Origin of the sequence: Alcaligenes sp. (genome assembly GCF_050255915.1) — a bacterium.
Taxonomy (GTDB): Bacteria; Pseudomonadota; Gammaproteobacteria; order Burkholderiales; family Burkholderiaceae_B; genus Alcaligenes; species Alcaligenes aquatilis.
Genome location: NZ_JBFWIQ010000009.1, coordinates 50,948 through 69,535, shown reverse-complemented (window position 1 = coordinate 69,535; position 18,588 = coordinate 50,948). Strand labels below are relative to the sequence as shown.

Annotated in this window: 16 protein-coding genes; 9 read left to right on the top strand and 7 right to left on the bottom strand. The window is 56.0% G+C overall.

Going from position 1 to position 18,588, the window contains the following annotated elements:
• Positions 1-33: 33 nt before the first annotated feature.
• The 5 genes from nrfD to fmdA form a co-directional block, all read right to left on the bottom strand.
• Positions 34-1,065, bottom strand: a complete 1,032-nt coding sequence (gene nrfD, locus AB7E06_RS12700) for an NrfD/PsrC family molybdoenzyme membrane anchor subunit (protein ID WP_321266447.1) — start codon at positions 1,063-1,065, stop codon at positions 34-36.
• Between the two features lie 9 nt (positions 1,066-1,074).
• Complete coding sequence (gene dsrO / locus AB7E06_RS12695) at positions 1,075-1,833, bottom strand: sulfate reduction electron transfer complex DsrMKJOP subunit DsrO (RefSeq protein ID WP_346548602.1); 759 nt, start codon at positions 1,831-1,833, stop codon at positions 1,075-1,077.
• A 207-nt stretch (positions 1,834-2,040) separates the two neighbouring features.
• On the bottom strand, positions 2,041-4,278 hold the full coding sequence (locus AB7E06_RS12690; protein ID WP_346548600.1) for a TonB-dependent siderophore receptor: 2,238 nt from the start codon (positions 4,276-4,278) through the stop codon (positions 2,041-2,043).
• Between the two features lie 242 nt (positions 4,279-4,520).
• Positions 4,521-4,808 carry an FmdB family zinc ribbon protein gene (locus tag AB7E06_RS12685; protein WP_009453884.1) on the bottom strand — a complete coding sequence of 96 codons (288 nt, stop codon included), beginning with the start codon at positions 4,806-4,808 and terminating at the stop codon, positions 4,521-4,523.
• Between the two features lie 57 nt (positions 4,809-4,865).
• The gene (gene fmdA / locus AB7E06_RS12680) at positions 4,866-6,065 is read right to left on the bottom strand and encodes a formamidase (protein ID WP_094196662.1); all 1,200 of its coding nucleotides are present in this window, start codon (positions 6,063-6,065) and stop codon (positions 4,866-4,868) included.
• Between the two features lie 453 nt (positions 6,066-6,518).
• Here fmdA and AB7E06_RS12675 point away from each other — a divergent pair, with 453 nt between their 5' ends.
• The 3 genes from AB7E06_RS12675 to AB7E06_RS12665 all read left to right on the top strand — a co-directional run bounded on the left by AB7E06_RS12675 (position 6,519) and on the right by AB7E06_RS12665 (position 10,115).
• Entirely contained in the window at positions 6,519-7,895 is a 1,377-nt protein-coding gene (locus tag AB7E06_RS12675) for an 8-oxoguanine deaminase (protein WP_249494374.1), read from the top strand.
• A gap of 55 nt (positions 7,896-7,950) precedes the next feature.
• Positions 7,951-9,474, top strand: coding sequence for a nucleobase:cation symporter-2 family protein (locus AB7E06_RS12670; protein WP_108727471.1), 1,524 nt, complete (start codon positions 7,951-7,953; stop codon positions 9,472-9,474).
• A gap of 191 nt (positions 9,475-9,665) precedes the next feature.
• Complete coding sequence (locus tag AB7E06_RS12665) at positions 9,666-10,115, top strand: Hsp20/alpha crystallin family protein (RefSeq protein ID WP_108727472.1); 450 nt, start codon at positions 9,666-9,668, stop codon at positions 10,113-10,115.
• Positions 10,116-10,193: 78 nt separating this feature from the next.
• Here AB7E06_RS12665 and AB7E06_RS12660 read toward each other — a convergent pair whose 3' ends face one another.
• Together AB7E06_RS12660 and AB7E06_RS12655 are read right to left on the bottom strand one after the other, a co-directional pair.
• Complete coding sequence (locus AB7E06_RS12660) at positions 10,194-11,507, bottom strand: M20 metallopeptidase family protein (protein WP_108727473.1); 1,314 nt, start codon at positions 11,505-11,507, stop codon at positions 10,194-10,196.
• 124 nt (positions 11,508-11,631) lie between these two features.
• On the bottom strand, positions 11,632-12,405 hold the full coding sequence (locus AB7E06_RS12655) for an AraC family transcriptional regulator (RefSeq protein WP_094196667.1): 774 nt from the start codon (positions 12,403-12,405) through the stop codon (positions 11,632-11,634).
• 97 nt (positions 12,406-12,502) lie between these two features.
• Between AB7E06_RS12655 and AB7E06_RS12650 the strand changes: the two genes are divergently transcribed.
• The 6 genes from AB7E06_RS12650 to AB7E06_RS12625 all read left to right on the top strand — a co-directional run bounded on the left by AB7E06_RS12650 (position 12,503) and on the right by AB7E06_RS12625 (position 18,588).
• The gene (locus tag AB7E06_RS12650) at positions 12,503-13,627 is read left to right on the top strand and encodes an MFS transporter (protein WP_395029559.1); all 1,125 of its coding nucleotides are present in this window, start codon (positions 12,503-12,505) and stop codon (positions 13,625-13,627) included.
• 170 nt (positions 13,628-13,797) lie between these two features.
• The gene (locus AB7E06_RS12645; protein WP_395029560.1) at positions 13,798-15,036 is read left to right on the top strand and encodes an MFS transporter; all 1,239 of its coding nucleotides are present in this window, start codon (positions 13,798-13,800) and stop codon (positions 15,034-15,036) included.
• 4 nt (positions 15,037-15,040) lie between these two features.
• On the top strand, positions 15,041-15,904 hold the full coding sequence (locus AB7E06_RS12640; protein WP_395029561.1) for an alpha/beta hydrolase: 864 nt from the start codon (positions 15,041-15,043) through the stop codon (positions 15,902-15,904).
• Positions 15,901-16,893, top strand: a complete 993-nt coding sequence (locus AB7E06_RS12635) for a VOC family protein (protein ID WP_406611957.1) — start codon at positions 15,901-15,903, stop codon at positions 16,891-16,893. Before AB7E06_RS12640 ends, AB7E06_RS12635 begins: the two co-directional genes overlap by 4 nt.
• Before the next feature lie 10 nt (positions 16,894-16,903).
• Positions 16,904-18,061, top strand: a complete 1,158-nt coding sequence (locus AB7E06_RS12630) for an FAD-dependent oxidoreductase (protein WP_406611958.1) — start codon at positions 16,904-16,906, stop codon at positions 18,059-18,061.
• A gap of 71 nt (positions 18,062-18,132) precedes the next feature.
• On the top strand, positions 18,133-18,588 hold the full coding sequence (locus tag AB7E06_RS12625) for a MarR family winged helix-turn-helix transcriptional regulator (RefSeq protein WP_094196673.1): 456 nt from the start codon (positions 18,133-18,135) through the stop codon (positions 18,586-18,588).

Here is an 18,588-nt window from a genome sequence, read left to right as displayed (position 1 = left end):
ATAAGTACCTGAAAGCTAGTGAGTCTGTGGGGCCTAGGCCGTCAACGTTGAACGGCGGGCCGGGAACAGAGAGAGCAGGGTGGTGCTGGCGGCGAGCAAGGCAATACACAAGCCCAGCACACCCAGCATTCCCAGCAGGCCATCGCTGCCTAAGGGCATGGTGTAGAGGTACAAACCAGCGCCGTATTTGGGCACACCTTGTACCGCCATGAAAATAATCCAGCGAAATACCCAGGCAGAGCCAAGCATGAAAGCAGCGCAGACCAAGCTGTACAGATTGCCTTGCAAGGTGCTGATCGGACGGCTGAGCATATACAGAAGCAGCAGACCGAAGGCAGAAGACCCCAGGAAACCCAAACGCCATACGGGGTAACTCTGGAATAGCTCCCAGGCAGTACCGAAAGAATGGCTGTAGCCCAACAGACCCGAACCCACCCAGAACAGAGCGACCACGATCAAGGTCAGAACCACGCCCAGAGACCAGCGGCGTACGTATTCCAGCGGTAAATTGGCTACGCCACCGGGCAAGAGACGAGCAACCAGCAAGATGGCTCCCAGACTGGCCAGAGCGGCCGTCAAGGCGAAGTTGATGGGCAGAAAGGCGGTGTTCCACAAGGGGCGCGAGCGCAGCACCATCACTTCAAAACCGCTGTAAACCAGAATCGACAAGGCCGACACCAGCAAAGCCAAGCTCAACCAGCGCCACAGAGCACGTTTGTTCAACCACCAGGCCAGCACATTGGCCACGGACAGACCGACGAACAGGGGCAGCAGGACGGCACCCAGAGACATCCAGGACCAGGGAGTGAAGTAGGCGTAGAAATGCCAGAAACGACCCGGTTGGTGCAGGTCAGCCAGCAAGGACACAGGAGCGGCAATGCTGCTGCACAGCAGCACAATCATCAGCGCGGGTTCCAGACGACGCAAAGCGCTATCGTTGGACCAGGCGCAACGCCATACCCATACGGTGCTGGTGGCGGCCATACCGACCAGAAAAAAGTATTGAACTGCCCAAGGGAGCCAGGCAACCTCGTAGGCGGGGGTCAGAATTTCAATAATAGACATAGCGGCCTCTTAGAACTGATGGGTCAAGCGCACACTGGCCTGACCATCCACACCGTCGACGAACTCATCTGGCAAGCCGATATAAAACACATGCGGGCTGGTATTCATGCCGGGTTTGAGAACGCGGATTTCCTCTTTGTGCTCCTTGAGCAATTGGGAAATCGTGCTGGTTTCATCGTTCATATCACCAATGACACGGGCACCTCCGACGCAGCTTTCCACACAGGCGGGCAACAGTCCCACTTCCAAGCGGTGCTCACAGAAGGTGCACTTGTCGGCGGTTTGCGTTTCATGGTTAATGAAACGGGCGTCGTAAGGACAGGCTTGAACACAGTAGGCACAGCCGACACAGCGCTCGTTGTCGACCAGCACCACACCATCTTCGCGCTGGAACGTCGCCTGTACAGGACAGACCGGCACACACGGCGGGTTGTCGCAGTGGTTACAGAGGCGTGGCAGGCTCAACATGGCCGCCTGCTGCTGTTCATCAAGCACCTCGTATTGCAGAACCGTGGTGCGGAACTGGCCAATAGGCGGCGCGTTTTCGATAGAACAGCTAACCGTACAGGCCTGGCAACCGATACATTTTCTTAAATCAACCATCATGCCGTAGCGGGCCCCATCTTTCCCACCGCTACGTCGTGGAGGCTGGCTGTTCATCGCTGCTTGAACAGGTTGAATAGGAATAATCGTGGCCCCGGCACTCAGGCCTAGCAATTCCTTAAGAAAACGTCGCTTGCCCTTTTTGGGCTCGGCGCTTGGAGTCATGTGTTTTCCTTTACATGCTTGGGTTGAACCCATTTACATTATTTGTAGTTATAAGCATATGAAGAATCCAAGCCTCCAGTCTTGATGAAGGTCAAAAAGAACATTTAAAGGTTGAAATGTTGACGCGCGGCTGTACTTTCCAGGCACAGAAAAGCGCCCCTCCGTTTTGGGGAGGGGCGATAGGTATCTTGATACAGATGAAAACGCTTAGAACGTCCCGCTCAATCCCAGGAAGAAAGTGCGGCCTGGCTGATTAAAGGTATGTGCCCCGGCGCCATAAATATAGTTCGGTGTCCCCAGGTTCACACCGATGGCATTACCGCGACGGAACAGGCGTTTGTCAAAGAGGTTATCGACCCCTGCGTTGACGCGGAAATGCTTGTTGATCTTGTACTGCGTGCTCAGACCAAACAAGGCGTAAGGCGAGACCTTGTCGGTTGCAGAACCCGTCAAAGGCTGACCGTAGTAATCGTATTTCGGTGGCTTTTGCTCGCCGTAGAAGGTTGCCTTGGCGCGCAGCGACCAGTCGGCATTCACGTCCCAGTCCAGCGTGGTGTTAATGGTGTACTTGGGAATAGTGGACAAGGCTTCGCCGGTGGTCTTGTTCTTGGACTCGATCATGTAGGTGAAGTTGGTAGACCACATCCAGTTTTCAGCCAGGGGCAGGGTCAAGTTACCTTCCAGGCCGGAGACGACAGCTTTGGGGATGTTTTCCCATTGCAGAATCAATTGCTGATTGTTCAAGGCCGTGAAGCTATCCACGGCAAAACGACCCGCTTCCACTTTGTTGCGGTAATCGTTGTGGAAATAGGTCAGGCTGGCACCCAGGCCATTGTCACCCACGTACTCCACACCCAGCTCTTTATTGATGCTGGTTTCAGCCTTCAAGTCCGAATTACCTTGCAGGAAACAACCCGTACTGCTGCCCGTGGTATTGCCCCAGCAGCCGTTACCCAGGCTGTACAAGGTGTAGCCATCATTGCTTTGATACAGGTTAGGAGCCTTGTAGGCGCGGGCAATACCGGCTTTCAGCAACCAGTTGTCCGTCACGGCATGCGTCAGGTTCAGCGAAGGACTCCAGTTGCTGCCATGCTTGTCGTGATAGTCAAAGCGCAGACCGGGTGTCACCGTGGTCTTGTCAGTGGCGTAGATGTTGTTTTCTGCAAAAACGGAGTAAATATTGGCTCGTGACTTGGGTTTGTATTTGTTGGGAACGCCAGGGATACGGGTCGGGTTACGTTGTGCCAAGTCCGAGGACTTGTCGTTCAGCTCCTGACCCACCCATTCCATACCGATAGTGGCGTATTGTTCAACACGGCCGACCTTGAATTGATGGCTGGCCTCGGCGTGGGCGGTCATGGTCGTCAGGTCCGCTGTGCCAAAACCCCCATCCTTGACGCGGGATGGGTCGTTAAAGGCTCCTTCGGTACCGCCGGCCAAACCCTCCAGCAAACGATAGTTGCGTGTTTTTTCGTACTGAAAGTAGGCCAGAGAGTTCGTCTTGTCGTTCCAGTCACCACGATGCGTCAAGGAATAGCTTTGGCGATACATCTTGTTGGTCTCGTCGCCCAACTGACGTTTGACCTCGTCATTGGTATTCGTGTTCTGGGTATCGCCTGTGTAGATATTGCCTTGTCGACTATAAGACGCTTCCAGATCCACGGTTTGACGGCTATCAGGGCGCCAGGACAGCAAACCATTGATGTCCTTGTTGCGCACGCCCTCACGGCCAGCAGGCAGGCTGTTCGCGTTAGTGCCACCACGCTCGGTCTGATGTCCTTTATTGATCTCCGGATCGTCCGAATCTGTCTTGTTCAGGTTCCCATACAAACGGAAGGACAGGGATTCACTGATCGGGCCGCTCAAGCCAAAGCTCATGCGACGTGTGGCGCCTTCATCGCTATGCTCGGGCAGGTTGCCGTATAGGGAGTAGGTGCCCTGGAAGGTGTCTGTCGTCGGCTTTGTGATGATGTTGACCACGCCACCCGCCGCACCGTTACCGTAACGGGCGGCTGCCGGGCCGCGCAATACTTCCACACGTTCGATCTGTTCAGCAGGCACCCAGTTCGTGTCGCCACGCGAATCGCGCTCACCACGCCAGCCAAAACGCACGGCAGAGCGGGAGCTGACGGGTTTGCCGTCAATCAGGATCATGGTGTTTTCCGGCCCCATGCCGCGAATATCGATCTGTCGATTATTACCGCGCTGGCCACTGGCCGAGTTACCAGTCAGATTTACGCCCGGCATGGTGCGCAAAACGTCGGAGATATCGTTGGCGGGAGGTGACTTCTGGATGTCTTCGGCGGTGATGATGGAAGAACCCAAGGTCTGCTTGAGTTCCTGCTCGGCCTTGACCACAATGCGCTCCAGCTCCTCGACCTCTTGCGCTTGCGTCTGATAGGGGAAGGCCAACAATAAAGCCACTGCCAGACTGCTTAAAGACATAAAAGATACGCCGCTAGGCACCTGGCGCTTAGCGGCGAAAGACGAGGACACCGACATAATGAACACCCAGTAATAATGAGATTGATTCGTGATTATAAGCAGGGTGGGCAATGTTACGGATTGTTGATCTCGTAAAAGCAACACATCAGACCGGACAAATACAGCCAGGGCTACGCCCCGTCACCGTCACAGCAGCGGCCTGTCAAGGCTGACAGCTTGCGTAGCAACGGGGCTGATTGTATTTAGGCACAAACGCTGCAGCCAGGGCCCATACAAGTGTGGATGACTGAATTTCGGGTGCTGGATCGGGTACCGGGCCCGGTTACATTATTGCCTGCCAGGGCTTGCTGGGGCGTCAGGCCACGCGTGGGGCTGGCCTTGCTGAACAAGCGTCGTGGTGCGCTCAATTGCAGCAAGAGGCTGCCTTTTTCGCAAGCAGGGCAGGTTTGAGGATCATTACGGGTGGCAATACTGCGCAAATGGCTGCTGCGCTGCAGGCAGTGATTGCAAAGATAGTCGTACAAAGGCATGGCGAATCCGAGTAAAGCAAGCCCTGACTTCAATAAGAAGCCAGGGCCAGAGACCGATCAGGTCAAGTTACAGCGTGTGCCTGGACGGCCAAAACGGGCCGCGTCATTCAAGGCACCTTTAGGCAGGATATCGGTATCAAAAATACCGGTAGGCAATGCCAGGGAAGCGGAACTGTTGGGCAGATCCACCACGCCGCCGTAACGGCCTTCAACCGGAGCCGCTGTCAGCAGCATGTACGCCTGCGCGCGCGACAGGTCGGTGGTGCGGCTGATGTAGTCAATGGCTGCCAGACAAGCCTGACGGTACGCAACCGTGGAATCCAGATAGTAGTTGACGCCTTCTTCCACGCTGATGCCGGTAAAGTGCATCCACTGATCGTACTTGGGATCGTGACGGCCCGGGACGTAAATAGGCGCAGTCAGGTTGTATTGGGCCATGCCGCCTTTGATCAGATCAAAGCCAAGATGGGCCGCGCCGTCCATCTCAATGGCGCCACAGAAGGAGATCTCGCCATCGCCCTGGGAGAAGTGCAGGTCGCCCATGGACAGGCCAGCGCCCTTCACATAGACGGGGAAGTAAATCCGCGAGCCAATGGTCAGATTCTTGATGTCCAGATTGCCGCCGTGCTCACGCGGAGGCACGGTACGAGCTGCTTCGGCTGCCATGCGGTCAAACTCGGCGCCTTTCACGCCGCGCAATACGGCGGTTTTGGCATCGGGTGGATTGGCATGGCCCTTGGGCACCAGCAGGGCTTCACGGCGATTCCACTCTCGCAGCAGCTCGTGCGAGGGCAGGGTGCCGATCAGGCCGGGGTGCATCATGGCCGCAATGCGCACGCCAGGAATGTGACGGGAGGTGGCGTAAACGCCATGCAGGTCCCAGATGGCCTTGTCGGCTTCGGGGAAATGCTCGGCCAAAAAGCCGCCGCCATTTTCCTTGGCGAAAATGCCCGAGAAACCCACGGGGGTAATGCAACGAATATCCAGCAGGTCCACCACCAGGATATCGCCAGGTTCGGCACCTTCAACGTGGATAGGGCCGGTCAATGGGTGGGCACGGGTCAGATCCACATCACGTACGTCGTTGGCGCTGTCCGTGTTTTGAATCTGAGCATCCAGAAAGTCCATACATTCCAGAATCATCTCCTCCCCAGGTTTGACGCTGGTCAGGTCTGGAATATCGGGGTGCCATCGGTTGTGCCCGATTTCAGCTTGTTCGGCCAAGGGTGCGCCGGGTTTGATTTTTATATGCTGCATGTGTTCTCCGAATAATGTGTGCGGGTTCGCACAACGGCGCTTTTAATGCGCTTGGCGACACAATTAACATGACTGAACAGAGCGGGTCAAAGTGCAGGAAGATGACTGTTTTATATGCTTTTTTTTGCCGATAAATAAATCTTAAGTAGACCAATGGTTTAGGCATTAAGTGATTAAAGGACAACACTACGAGGCGTTTGTCCAGAGGATAAATCCTGATATTGAACAAGTTTTTTATGTCGCGGCATGCCGTAAAAACAGCGGGCATCGCTATATGGCGATCCATATACAAGGCATAAGAGTTTCTCGATGGCATAAGCAGACCCAAGGCTGGCGGCGCACATAAGCATTGCTATCGATCGGCTCCCTATAACCCTTATCACATTGGATATATAAGTCGGCAAGTCGAACTGACAACAATAAAAAAACAAATAGAACGCAGGAGACACACTCATGACTCGCCGTACCCCCATCCTGTGGATTCGCAATCCACTGGCCTGTTCAGATACGCAAGCTGCCGGCGGCGTACTGGTGCAAGACAGTCGCATTATCGAAAAAGTGGCCGCCGGTCAGCAACCCAAGCAGGCTTACGATCAAAGCTGGGATGCTTCCCGGCACGTTTTGTTGCCCGGTTTGGTCAATACCCATCATCACTTTTACCAAACCCTGACACGGGCCTATACCCCAGCGCTGAACAAGCCCTTGTTCCCCTGGCTGACCACGCTGTATGACGTATGGGCCGGTCTGGATGACGAGCAAATGCAGGTGGCCAGCGAACTGGCCATGGTGGAACTGCTGCAGTCCGGTTGTACGACGGTGGCCGATCACCACTATGTGTTTTCGGGCGCCTTGCAACATGCCATTGATTGTCAGGCAGAAACCGCCCAGCGCCTAGGCGTACGCGCCGCCTTGACTCGCGGTTCCATGAGCGTGGGCCGTGATCAGGGGGGCTTGCCCCCACAAAACGTCGTTCAGGACGAGCAAACCATTCTGGACGACAGCCTGCGCCTGATTCGCCACTATCACCAGCGCGCAGATGGCGCGATGATTACGCTGGCTCTGGCCCCGTGTTCACCGTTTTCTGTCAGTCGTGAGTTGATGAGCGAAAGCGCCAAGCTGGCAGAACGCGAAGACGTACGCCTGCACACGCACTTGGCTGAAACCGAGGACGAAACCGCCTACTGCGAGCGCCTCTTTGGCATGCGTCCCCTGGACTATCTGGATCAGCAAGGCTGGCTAAGCAATCGCACCTGGCTGGCGCACGGCATTCACTTCAACGACGAAGAAATCCAGCGCCTGGGCCGGGCTGGCACGGGGATTGCCCATTGCCCCTCGTCCAATATGGTGCTGGGCAGCGGCCTGTGCCGCACCATCGAGCTGGAAGCGGCCGGTGCCCCCGTCGGTCTGGCCGTGGACGGCTCGGCTTCCAACGACCACTCCAATCTAGCCCAAGAGATGCGACAGGCACTCTTGCTGGGCCGCCTGCGCTATGAGCCGGGCCAGGTCACTCATCAAGCGGTTATTCGTTGGGCTACTCAAGGCTCGGCCCGTTGCTTGGGGCGCGAGGACATTGGTGGCCTGAACGTCGGACAGCAGGCCGACCTGGCTTTGTTCACCCTGGATGAATTGCGCTTTTCCGGCGCAGAAAACCCCTTGGCTGCCTTGCTGCTCTGCGGCGCAGACCGGGCCGACCGTGTGATGGTCGCCGGCCAGTGGCGCGTGATTGACGGCCAAGTCTGCGGCATTGATGTGCAAGACCTGATGCAACGCCATCAAGCCGCTGCTCGTCGTTTGCGCGACAAGGTACTGGATACCGCAGCGATAGCTTGAGTTTTGTAGTGACAGGGCCGACAGAGCTCTGCCTATTTCTTATTCGGAGACATTCATGACAACAGCTAAAAGGGCGGCGGATACAGCTCGCCCCGAAGACGAGAATCTGGGCCTGGGCGCGAATCTGGCCTATGGCTTTCAACACGTATTGACCATGTACGGCGGCATTATCGCCGTGCCGCTGATTATTGGTGAAGCAGCGGGTTTACCTGCCAATGAAACCGGCTTGCTGATTACCGCCTGCTTGTTCATGGGCGGTCTGGCCACCTTGCTGCAAACACTGGGCGTGCCATTTTTTGGCTGCCGTCTGCCGCTGGTTCAAGGGGTGTCGTTTTCCGGCGTCGCCACCATGATTGCTATTTTGGGCACGGGAGGCGGCTTGCCGGCCGTATTTGGCGCGGTCATTGTGGCGTCCTTGATAGGGCTGCTGATTACGCCGGTCTTTTCACGGGTGATCCGGTTCTTCCCGCCCTTGGTGACCGGCTGCGTGATTACAACGATTGGCCTGACCCTGATGCCGGTGGCCGCATTCTGGGCCATGGGTGGCAACCCGTCAGCTCCGGACTTTGGCAGCGTCGGCAATATCTCCCTGGCCGCCATGACCTTGCTGATCGTGCTCCTGCTCAGCAAGCTGGGCAGCGCCACGATCTCCCGCCTGTCCATTTTGCTGGCCATCATCATCGGTACTGTTATTGCGGTTGCCATGGGCCATGCGGATTTCTCTGCCGTCAGCCAAGGCGAGGTCTTTGCCTTGCCCAGTCTGTTTCACTTTGGCATGCCCACTTTTCAGACTGCCGCGATTATCTCCATGTTCATTGTGATCATCGTGACGCTGGTGGAAACATCGGCAGACATTCTTGCCGTAGGTGACATTATCGAGACCAAAGTTGATGCGCGTCGTCTGGGCGATGGTCTGCGTGCCGATATGCTCTCCAGCCTGATCGCGCCGATTTTCGGCTCCTTCACACAAAGCGCCTTTGCCCAGAACGTCGGCTTGGTGGCGGTAACGGGCGTGAAAAGCCGCTACGTCGTGGCTTTCGGTGGTTTGATTCTGATCGCGTTGGGTCTACTGCCCATCATGGGCCGCCTGGTTGCCGCTGTTCCCCCAGCCGTACTGGGTGGAGCGGGCATGGTCCTGTTTGGCACCGTCGCGGCCAGCGGTATTCGTACGCTGGCCAAGGTCAATTATGAAAACAATATGAACCTGATCATCGTGGCCACCGCGATCGGCGCCGGCATGATTCCGATCGTGGCTCCCAAGTTCTACGAGCACTTCCCGGTCTGGTTTGCGACGATTTTCCACTCTGGCATCAGTTCGGCTGCCCTGGTTGCGATTGTGCTGAATCTTTTGTTCAACCACTTCACCTTGGGCAATTCCGATCAACCTTCTGTTTTTGCTGCTGGTGGGGGCCGCTACCTGCGGGTCTCGGACGTGGCCAACCTTAATGAAGGTGATTACGTTGAAAACGGCAAGATCATAGACAAGAATGGCAAGGAAGTTCCCATTATTGCCGATGAACACCCTGCACCGGAACAGCCCCCGGTACTGCACACAAAACCGGGTTTAAGCAGCACCTGAGCAATGGGATCCGTTGCTAAAAGAACATAAGATCGTACCTTTAGCCACCTTTTCTCTCTAGGGAGTAAGGTGGTTTTTTTTATCCAAGCCCTTGAAATATAAGCGACTAGCCTCATCTTTCTTTAGGTAGGCGATCGAGCCCACGCCTTCCATTGCAGTAGGGCTCAGCAAAGGAAAAATGGAGATCAAGCATGGCAAACAATTTGACACGTTTTAATCCGTTTGGGGATCTGACCGGTACAGAGACATGGCGGGATTTTGAGGATATTTTCCGGCGCGTGCCAGTCGTGGGCTCTTTGGCTGGCAATACGCCACCCAGCATTCGTCTGGATGTGAACGAAAACGAACAAGCCTATCAAGTCAGTGCAGAAGTGCCTGGCATCAAAAAAGAAGATGTGCATGTCAGTGTTGAAGGCAATGTCGTCACTATCCGTGTTGAAAGCCGGCGTGAACAGGAAGAAAAGGACGGTGATACGCTCTTGCGCAGCGAACGCTACTACGGAGTGCAAACCCGTCGCTTTAGCCTGGCGCAGGACATTGACGAATCCCAGGCCAGTGCCAAATGCGAAAACGGCATTTTGGAATTGATTCTGCCCAAGAAAAAGGGCGGAGCAGGGGCCAAAAAGCTGGAAGTTCGCTAAATCAGCTTGTTAAATTGAAAACCGCGCCCTAAGTGGCGCGGTTTTTTTTTTGGCTTTCTAACTGAAATCACCAAGAGGTTAGGGCTTTTTGTTCTCCATCATATAAGTCAAGGAGCTGGCCACTAACGCACGCGTGCCGATGCGCAACGCCTTTTCATCAATCATGAATTCAGGCGAATGATTCGGTGCGCCCATTTTGTCGGAATGCGGCGAAGCGTTCAGACGCCAGAAAACCACGGGCACATTCTTGCCAAACGCACCGAAGTCCTCGGAGCCCATGCCAGGAGCCACTTCCTTAGCTCCTATCCCGTCAGTGGCCAGATCCAGAGCGGGAATCACGGTTTGGGTGGCTTTAGGATCGCTGACCAGGACTTCATAGCCCGTGTCGATACGCACAGTGGCCTTCAAATCGTGGTTCGCAGCAATGTTTTGTGCGTAGCGCTGAATCAGCTCATGCGCAGTTGCCTGGTTGTGCTTGGACAGAGAACGCACGGTGCCACTGATGTCGGCGCTTTCCGGCAGCACATTGGGGCGGTTACCGCTGTGCAGCGAGCCTACCGTTACGACAGTGGTGCCGTCCTGGGGATTGGTGCGCTGGGCAATGATGTTATTCAAAGCCACAACAGTTTCAGCGGCCGCAACAACGGGCGAGGCAGCATTCCAGGGCGAGGAGCCATGGCCGCCTTTACCTGCCAAAGAGATGGAGAACACATCACCACTGGCCATCAGGCTGCCTTGGCGGTAGCCGATACTGCCTGCGGGGTAGGAGGGGCCGATATGCTGGCCCATCACCACATCCACTTTAGGCTGGTCCAGCACGCCTTCGGCCATCATGGCGTTAGCCCCACTTAACGGTTTGCCCGGGCCTTGTTCTTCCGCCGGTTGGAATAGCAGCACAATCGTGCCGGGCAGTTCGTCGCGCATATCCGAAAACACCTTGGCCGCCCCTAGCAGCATGGCAACGTGGGTGTCGTGGCCGCAAGCGTGCGAGACCGACACTTCCTTGCCTTGCCAGGTGCTTTTGGCGACGGACTTGAAGGGTAGATCATTACGTTCCTGTACGGGCAGGGCGTCCATATCGGCTCGCAGGGCCACGACCGGCCCCGGTTTTCCACCTTTCAATACCGCCTTGACGCCAGTTTGTGCAATGCCAGTCTGGATCTGATAACCGGGCATCGTTTCCAAGGCCGCCTTGATATAGGCCGCCGTGTTGTGCTCTTGATAAGACAGCTCAGGATTTTGGTGAATATGACGACGCCACTCAATAACCTGCTGTTCCAAGGCATCGGCCTTGCTCATGGCAGTATCCATCATGGGATTACTGGCTTGCGCCGCCGTACCAGCCATTAAACACGTCGCTGCCAACAGGCTCAGGCAGAATGGATTCTTCATATAGTCTCCTGTCTTTTTGTAGTCGTAATAGCAACTGATCATAGCACTGGTATAGGCAGTAATCGGGCTGATTAATTGACACCTATAGTAGTTAGGAGCCCTTAGTGCATTCGTCCACTATTGCCTAATCGAAATAGCGTTTTTGACGGCTGAAATGACCAGGAGTCAGGCCCGTCTGTTCCTTGAAAAACGCAATAAACGCGCTGTCGCTGGCAAAGCCCAGATCCGAGGCCAACTGAGTGACACGGCCACCCGTGGAAAGCTGCTCAATCGCTTTAAGTAGACGCCATTGTTGTCGCCATTGCTGATAATTCAAGCCGGTATCGCGTTTGAAAAGGCGGCTGATGGTTTTCTCGCTGGCACCCAAATAGCGAGCTACTTCGTTCAGCGCGGGGGGCAGGGTATTCAAGCGGATTTGCTGTAAGCGGCTGTCTTTCGGCAAGGGCAGAAACAAGGCCTGATCGGGTGCCCGTTGCAATTCATCCAGCAAGACCAGCATCACATGGCGGCCCGGTGGCTGATCCCAGTTCTCATCCAGATCGGCTTGGGCGATACGGTCCAGTGCGGCAATCAGCAAATCGTTTGCCGCCAACAGTTGGACCTGCGAAGGCAAATCAGGGTAATGAGTCGGATCCAGGTACACCGACCGGTAATCCACCTGCTCGCTCATTTGCGCCTGATGGGGCAAAAGGGCAGGAATCCAGATCAAGCGCTTGGGCGGCAGCAAACACAATTGCTGATCCAGGGTGACAGTAATGCAGCCGCTGTGCGTGTACAGAATCTGGCCCCAGGGATGCTGATGCAGGCCGGAATCATGTTGTGCCAAACGGGCTGCAATCCCCAGCGCATGGCGGCCTCTCAGGTCGGGGAATGGGTCATTCGCGTGTAGGCAAGGCATGATTGTCTGATTTTATGGGTTTTTGATCAGAATAGATGTAATAGAAAAAATTGACCAGCGCTACGCTCATTCTTTTCAAATTGATGTGTGAATGGGCATGACTCGTTTTCTTCTATTAATGATCGTCTTGATCATGTTTCCGCAGGTGGTCGAGACCGCCTATAGCCCCGCTTTACCCCTTATCGCTCATACCTACGCAGTATCGGCCAGTGAAGCGGGCCAAACCTTGTCCGTCTACTTTATTGCCTTTGCGCTCGGTGTGCTGTTCTGGGGCTGGCTGTGCGACCGGGCTGGGCGCAGACCGGCTGTTTTGGCGGGTTTGACGGTGTATGGCCTGGGTTGTCTGCTCGCCCTGTTCAGCCCGAACTTCATAGTGCTCTTGCTGGCTCGCATGATGAGCGCATTTGGTGCGGCGGTCGGCTCCATTGGCGTACAAACCATGCTGCGTGATCGTTATCAAGCCGAAGAACTGGCCAAGATTTTCGGCACCATCGGAGCTGCTCTGGCGCTGAGTCCTTTGCTGGGTTTAGCCCTGGGTGTGGCTTTGTCCTCGGGTGCTCAAGTAATGCCGGTTTTTATCGGCTTATTGGTTCTGGCCTTACTTCTGTTGGCTGCTTGTCTGTTGTACCTGCCTGAAACCCGCCCCGTTCAAAACCCGCACAGCAGCTTGCTGCAAGTTCTGATTCGCCTGCTGAAAGATCCCGCAATCTGGCAGTCCGCCTTGCTGGTAGCTTTGTTCAACACCACGATTTTTGCGTTTTATCAGTGGGCCCCTTTCTTGCTGCAAGGCTTGGGTTCGGACACGCAACTCATGATGATTGCCGGTGTCTTGCTGGCTGGGGGCACGTTCATGGGGGCATTTTTAAACCGCCGCTGGCTGGCTGCGGGGCAGTCGTCCCGTAGGCTGATTTGGCGGGGCATTGCGCTGTTGGCGGTATCGGCTACTGGTCTGGAATTTGCAGGCAAACACCTGATTTTTCTGCTCCCTGCCATGCTGCTTGCGCTGGCCTATGCGGTGGCGATTCCTAACCTTTTGTCCGGCGCCTTGCAGCACTATCGCTCGGTAGCGGGTATGGCAGGTGCGGTCTTTGGCCTGATGTACAGCTTGCTGCTGGGTCTGGGCTTGGCCTTGTCAGCCTGGTGGGGGGATCTGGCTGATGTGACCCTTATTTGTGCCGTTCTGGCCGCTATTTGCCTGGCTTTACCCCTGAATAGGACTTGAGAAAAACCCTGACATGCCCTTCGTAAGGCACCTCACTATAGGGTATATTCTAATACATATGTATTGACATAGATTAAGTCGAATCACCATAATCCTTCATGTTTAAAGCAATTGAAGAGTGTGTCTGACAAACACTCAGCTTGAACATTTATCCAAAAGGAGAGGATGACATGGTGGAACAGGGGGTTATCGGAAATCCGCTCGACAAGGCCAAGCCACGCGGCGCAGTGGCCTTGCTCATGCTGTTAATGGCTGTGCTGGGTGAGATGTGCCTGGCAGCCGACTTTTATGGCTTTGCAGCCGTTATCAAAATTGTGTCGGCAGACCTGTCACTCAGCCCCGCACAAGCTGGCTTGGTGCAGGGCGCTTTCGGTGTTTCGTTCGCGCTGGGCATGTTGTTCTGGGCACCACGTGGTCGTTCCATGAGCTCGGCCCGTTTGTACCTGATTGGCTTGGGTGGCAGCGGCTTGCTCATGCTGCTGCAGACCCAGGCGCAGGATTTCACGCAGCTCTTTCTGCTGCGTCTGGTGGTGGGCTTTTTTGACTCCGCCGTCTGGGTCGGGTCCATGAAAATCGTCATGCAATGGTTTGCGCCACGCCGCCAGGGTCTGGTACTGGGCATTATTCTGGCCGCCTATTCGCTGGCCATTACCCTGGATTTTGCCTTGGGTCTGCCTTACGCCATGGCGCATGGCTGGCGTGCTTTCTTTCTGGTCCTGGGCGGGCTGACATTAAGCGCCTGCTTGATCACACAATTGGTGGTACGCGCCGGCCCTTATCAGGATCCTCACGACAAGATCAAAACCGACGCCGGTGTATTGCGCTCCATTGCCGCACGCCCCTGGATCTGGGTGGGCATTCTGGCCATTTTTGGTGCCTTGTTCTCGGTTGCCGCAACGGCGACCTGGCTGATTCCTGCCTTGATTGATGTGCAGAAAATGGCCCCCGAACAAGCCCCCTTGTTCGGCACCATTATGGGTTTGTCCCAAGTCTTTTTCCTGATTTTGGGCGGTTACGTCAGCGACCGCTTCACCCGTGTTGGCGTGATGCGTGTGGGCATGTGGCTCACCATTCTGGCGGCCAGCGCCTGTGTTCTGGTTGCCTGGCAAGCATTGCCCTACAGCGGCTTGCTGATCGTGGCCATTCTTTGTGGCGTAGGAGTCTTTCATGGTGGCTCTATTTTCAGTTACGTGGGTGAACGTTATGGCGTGAACTTGGGCCCCTGTGCTGCTGGCTACGCCGAGATGGGCGGTGTGTTTGCCACCTTTGTCGCGCCGTCCTTGCTGGGCCTGCTGCTGAGTCTGAGCGGCTCCTACGTCTGGGCCTTTGGCAGTTTCCTGGCGGTAGAAGTGCTGGTTTTTATCGGTTTCCTCCTATTGAACCGCTTGCCGTCAGCACAGCCGGACTAAAGAAATGAACAAACTTATTTTTGATCCGGCAGACCTGGCGCAATACCGGCTCCAGGCCTCGGTGGCTGATTTTGACGCTGAAATGGCCGCCTACAAGCACGCCAGTGAACAGGCCCGCGCTGCCTTGAGCACTTGTTTCAGCACGCACGCCTATGGCGATGACCCGGCAGAAAAACTGGATGTCTATGCAGCCCGCCACGCCGGTGCCCCGGTTTATTTGTTCATTCATGGTGGCTACTGGCGCATGTTGTCCAAGGACGACTCGGCCATGATGGCGCAAAGCCTGCATGCCGCCGGTGCCACAGTGATTTGCCTGGACTACGGCCTGGCTCCCGCTTACCGCCTGCCGCAGATCGTGGCGCAATGCGAACGCGCTTTGCAGTGGGTTCACGCGCATGCCAGGCAATTCAATGGCGACCCACAGCGTATTCATATTAGTGGCAGCTCGGCAGGAGGGCACTTAAGCGGCATGTTGCTGGCGGCCGATGCCCAACGCGAACAGCGCCTGATCCACAGCGCCAGCATTCTCAGCGGCGTGATGGATTTGCATCCCATCTTGCAGACCGCCGTGAATGACTGGCTGCAGTTGGACGACGAACAAGCCCAACGCTATAGCCCGGCTTTGCACCCACCAGCGCAAGGAACCCCCGTGCTCGTGGCCTGGGGCGCACTGGAACCGGCCGTCATGCACGAACAAAGCCGTCACTACGCCCGGCAATGCGAGCTGGCGGGCTGCCTGGTGCAGAGCATGTCCGTGCCAAACCGTAATCATTTCAACGTCTTGATGGATCTGGAGCAGAGCGACAGCGCATTGACGCTGGCCGTGTTGCAGACCATGAATCGTCATACCCAGGAGGAGAGACTATGACACAAGCAACTTCCCACTCCACCCTAACCGCGTGCTTTGAGCCCCGCCGTCTGGGCCACGTCAACCTGTGGGTTGATGAGCTGCAACGCGGTGAAGATTTTTACAGCCAGGTCTGCGGCCTGAAAGTGGAATTTACCGAACCTGATCTGGTGGCCACCTTTTTGGGCACCGGCCACACTCCCCATGACCTGGGCATGATGGAAACGACCAAAGGCGTGAATCGCTATGGCCGTGACGGTCTGCTGCAACTGCCCGGCACGATCGGCCTGAATCCCGGCCTGAATCACCTGGCCTGGGAATTGGAGAACGAGGCTGAACTGGTGGCTGGCTGGAGGCGTGCAAAAGAACAGGGGTGCGACATTGACATGACGGTGGACCACCAGGTCGCTCATAGCGTCTATATGTTTGACCCCGATGGCAACTACAACGAGTTCTACTGCGACACCATTAAAGACTGGCGCAGCGTGCTAGGTGGCCCCATGGAATTGCTGACCAGCCGCTGGGACCCCGAAGGGCAGGAGCCATTTTCCGAAGGCCGCTACGATGCTGACCCGGTTCTGGAAACAGTGCCTGACGCCCCGGTCCAACCCCGTCGTGTCACCCACGCCGTGCTGCGTACCGCTCAGTTGGACGCCATGCGCCACTTCTATACCGACGTCGCTGGTCTGGACGTGGTCTATGAAAACGATCGAGTCGTCTATTTACGTGCCGGCCTGGCCAATTATGATTACAGCCTGATTCTGGTACGTGACAAACAAGCTTCCTTCTCTCATTGTAGTTTCGAGCTGGCCAGCGTTCAGGATCTGGAACAAACGCTGGAGCGCCTGAAAGCCCAGAACATCATCCCCGTTTACGATGTGAACCTGCCCTGGAAGCGCGCTTTCTTCTTGCGTGATCCGGACGGTCTGCTCAGCGAGTGGTATGTGACGCAGGCAGGCGAGCGCGCTCTGGATCGCCATCACTCTTTGCCTTTGTGGGCGCAAGTTTAAGGAAACCAGCATGTCCGATAAAAAACGAAGTGCCTTGGTCGTAGGCGGTGGCCTGGGTGGCTTGGCAACCGCTGCCGCCTTGGCTCAGCGCGGCTGGGATGTCACCGTGCTGGAGCGCCAGTCTGAATTGCGCGCCAATGGCTCCGGTATTTATATCTGGGAAAATGGCCTGCGCGTTCTGAAGGCCTTAGGGGCTTACGAGCAAGCCATTGAAGGTGCCTTTTACGGTAGCCATTTTGAACAGCGTGACCTGAATAACGAAGTCATCGATTGCGGCCCCACACCAGCCGACCGTCGGCTGATTACCGTCATGCGCTCGCAACTGCTGAAATCCCTGGAGCAAGCAGGCAAGCGCGCCGGCGTGAAGGTTCGCACGAATGTAGAAGTCATCGCCGCTAACGCACGCGGGGAAGTTCAATTGGCCTCGGGCGAGCGCTTGCGTGCTGATCTGGTGGTAGGCGCCGATGGCATCTGGTCACGTATCCGCCAGGCTCTGGGGCTGGAGCTGGTACACGAGCAAACTCGCGAAGGGGCCTTACGCACCATGATCGAGCGCAGGCCGGGCGACACCCAAGAGCAAGATGCTCAAAAATACATCGAGAACTGGAACGGCCTGCATCGTTTGTTGATTACGCCAGTCAGTGAAACCCAAACCTATCTGGCCCTGACTTGTCCACACGACGATGTGCGCGCCAGCAATACCCAGATCGACAAGGAATACTGGTCCGCTTTGTTCCCGCATTGGGCACACCTGATTGCGCGTGCCGATGGCCCAGTCAGTTGGGGACGTTACAGTGTGACACGCTGCAAAACCTGGTCCAGCGGCCGTACGGCGATTTTAGGTGACGCGGCTCATGCTCAACCTCCGAATCTGGGGCAGGGCGGGGGCATGGCCATGCAAAATGGTCTGGCTCTGGCCACCTTCCTGGAAAAGGTCCAGGATGTGCGCGATATACCCGACGCCTTGGAGGCCTGGGAGAACAATGAGCGCGAGATTGTTGAGCACTGCCAGAAGTGGTCCTGTTTATATGGCGAGATCAGTGCCTTGCCCGATGCCGTGCGTACGCAAGTTGTGCGTTCTGCCATGGCCAATCCCTGGAGCTACGCGCAGATTTTCCGCGCTGCCAGTCATACGCCGACGGGCACTGTCCAAGCAGAGCGCTGCTAGTATACTGACGGTCCGCTTGTCGCTCCGGTTTCATGGGGCGTCAAGCGCAGGACTGACTCCTCCAAGGCACCATGAGCAAAACTTCCGTTTCCATCCCTGATAGCTGTGTAGAAACCAATCTGGCCTTCCAGATGGCAAGCATTATCTACAAGTTGGACCAAACGCTAAGATCGACCACCTTGCGTGAGCACAATATGACTTATGTGCATTTTCGGGTCTTGCAATATCTGTGGGATGAAGACGGGCGCAGCATCGGTGAAATTGCCAAGGCCATTGTCGTGCATCAACCGGTCTTGAGCCGGGTGATTGATCAAATGCAAGAGCGTGAATTGGTGCAGCGTCGCGCAGACGAAAACGACAGTCGCTATATGCGTGTGTACCTGAGCGAAACGGGCCGCGAACGCTATGCGCAAGTCTGGCCCGCCGCCAAGGCAATGATTGATAACGCCCTGTCCGTGCTCAGTCCTGATGAGCGCGAAGACTTTGGCCGCATGCTGCGCCATGTCGCCGCGCATCTGGCGACCTGA

What these genes read in the sequence shown, in the direction of transcription:
- nrfD (WP_321266447.1), bottom strand. Translation starts at nt 1,065, where the DNA reads ATGTCTATTATTGAAATTCTGACCCCCGCCTACGAGGTTGCCTGGCTC.
- dsrO (WP_346548602.1), bottom strand. Translation starts at nt 1,833, where the DNA reads ATGACTCCAAGCGCCGAGCCCAAAAAGGGCAAGCGACGTTTTCTTAAG.
- AB7E06_RS12690 (WP_346548600.1), bottom strand. Translation starts at nt 4,278, where the DNA reads ATGTCTTTAAGCAGTCTGGCAGTGGCTTTATTGTTGGCCTTCCCCTAT.
- AB7E06_RS12685 (WP_009453884.1), bottom strand. Translation starts at nt 4,808, where the DNA reads ATGCCTTTGTACGACTATCTTTGCAATCACTGCCTGCAGCGCAGCAGC.
- fmdA (WP_094196662.1), bottom strand. Translation starts at nt 6,065, where the DNA reads ATGCAGCATATAAAAATCAAACCCGGCGCACCCTTGGCCGAACAAGCT.
- AB7E06_RS12675 (WP_249494374.1), top strand. Translation starts at nt 6,519, where the DNA reads ATGACTCGCCGTACCCCCATCCTGTGGATTCGCAATCCACTGGCCTGT.
- AB7E06_RS12670 (WP_108727471.1), top strand. Translation starts at nt 7,951, where the DNA reads ATGACAACAGCTAAAAGGGCGGCGGATACAGCTCGCCCCGAAGACGAG.
- AB7E06_RS12665 (WP_108727472.1), top strand. Translation starts at nt 9,666, where the DNA reads ATGGCAAACAATTTGACACGTTTTAATCCGTTTGGGGATCTGACCGGT.
- AB7E06_RS12660 (WP_108727473.1), bottom strand. Translation starts at nt 11,507, where the DNA reads ATGAAGAATCCATTCTGCCTGAGCCTGTTGGCAGCGACGTGTTTAATG.
- AB7E06_RS12655 (WP_094196667.1), bottom strand. Translation starts at nt 12,405, where the DNA reads ATGCCTTGCCTACACGCGAATGACCCATTCCCCGACCTGAGAGGCCGC.
- AB7E06_RS12650 (WP_395029559.1), top strand. Translation starts at nt 12,503, where the DNA reads ATGACTCGTTTTCTTCTATTAATGATCGTCTTGATCATGTTTCCGCAG.
- AB7E06_RS12645 (WP_395029560.1), top strand. Translation starts at nt 13,798, where the DNA reads ATGGTGGAACAGGGGGTTATCGGAAATCCGCTCGACAAGGCCAAGCCA.
- AB7E06_RS12640 (WP_395029561.1), top strand. Translation starts at nt 15,041, where the DNA reads ATGAACAAACTTATTTTTGATCCGGCAGACCTGGCGCAATACCGGCTC.
- AB7E06_RS12635 (WP_406611957.1), top strand. Translation starts at nt 15,901, where the DNA reads ATGACACAAGCAACTTCCCACTCCACCCTAACCGCGTGCTTTGAGCCC.
- AB7E06_RS12630 (WP_406611958.1), top strand. Translation starts at nt 16,904, where the DNA reads ATGTCCGATAAAAAACGAAGTGCCTTGGTCGTAGGCGGTGGCCTGGGT.
- AB7E06_RS12625 (WP_094196673.1), top strand. Translation starts at nt 18,133, where the DNA reads ATGAGCAAAACTTCCGTTTCCATCCCTGATAGCTGTGTAGAAACCAAT.